This is a genomic window from Streptomyces silaceus (genome assembly GCF_001419745.1).
In the GTDB taxonomy this organism is placed as follows: Bacteria; Actinomycetota; Actinomycetes; order Streptomycetales; family Streptomycetaceae; genus Streptomyces; species Streptomyces silaceus.
In genome coordinates this window covers 844-1,943 of record NZ_LIRJ01000625.1, presented here as the reverse complement: position 1 = coordinate 1,943, position 1,100 = coordinate 844, and the positions used below count along the sequence as shown (strand labels likewise).

Below are 1,100 nucleotides of genomic sequence, written 5' to 3'. Positions count from 1 at the left end.
GCTGCTGCGGGCGGCGCAGCGGCTGGTTCTCCCAGTACGCGCGGTACGCGGCGGCGCGGCGCAGCAGGAACTCGGCCGGCGGGTCGTCGTTCTCGGAGGTGTCGTCCGCGTAGTTGTTCTCGGTCTCGTGGTCGTCCCAGGTGACGACGAAGGGGTGCGCGGCGTGCGCGGCCCGCAGGTCCGGGTCGGACTTGTAGAGGGCGTACCGCAGGCGGTAGTCCTCCAGGGTCTTCGTCTCCTTGTTGAAGTGGGCGGGCAGCGTGCGGTCGGTGTAGTTGCGGGCGCCGCCGACCGCGTTGACGGCGTACTCGTAGAGGTAGTCGCCGAGGTGGAAGACGACGTCCACGTCGTCCTGCGCGAGGTGCTTGTACGCGGTGAAGTAGCCGTCGTGGTACGCCTGGCAGGAGACGGCGGCGAGGGTCAGCCCGGCGGCGCGGCTGCCGGTGGCGGGCGCGGTCCGGGTGCGGCCGGTCTCGCTGACCCAGCTGCCCGTACGGAAGCGGAAGTAGTAGGTGCGGCCCGCTTCGAGGTGGTCGACCTCGACGTGCACGGTGTGGCTGAACTCGGGGTGCGCGGTGACCGTGCCCCGTCTGGCGACGCGACGGAAGCGGGCGTCGTGGGCGAGCTCCCACTGGACGGTGACGCGCTCGGCGGGCAGGCCGCCGCCCGGCTCGTAGGGGGCCGGGGCGAGCCGGGTCCACAGCAGGACCGAGGAGGGCAGCGGGTCGCCGGAGGCGACGCCCAGGGTGAAGGGGTCGTCGGCGATGCGGCGGGCGTCCAGCTCGGCGGCGCCCGCGACGCCCGCGGTGGGCAGGTTGGTGGCGAAGGCGAGCGCGGCGGCGGCGCCGGTGACGGTGAGGAACCGGCGCCGGCCCACGTGCTTGGCTGCGGCCTGGAGTTCGGGTGCGTGCTGCTGACCTGCGGGTGTCATGTGCCCTCCCCTGACGATTGGTGTCAGGGGCATGCAAGTGGCGGGGGACGACGCCCGCCTGTCGCGTACACAACAGCCATATGGCGGGCGGATGATGTCCGCGTGGACACCCCTCCCGTACGCTGCGGGGCCATGAACGCTGAGCGAACTGCCGCATCGAACCCGCCGG

Annotated in this window: 1 protein-coding gene; it reads right to left on the bottom strand. The window is 72.6% G+C overall.

Annotated features, from left to right (window positions below; genetic code table 11):
- On the bottom strand, positions 1-931 hold a 931-nt coding region (locus AOK22_RS37950), incomplete at its 3' end, for an alkaline phosphatase D family protein (RefSeq protein WP_208606508.1).
- Between the last annotated feature and the right edge of the window lie 169 nt (positions 932-1,100).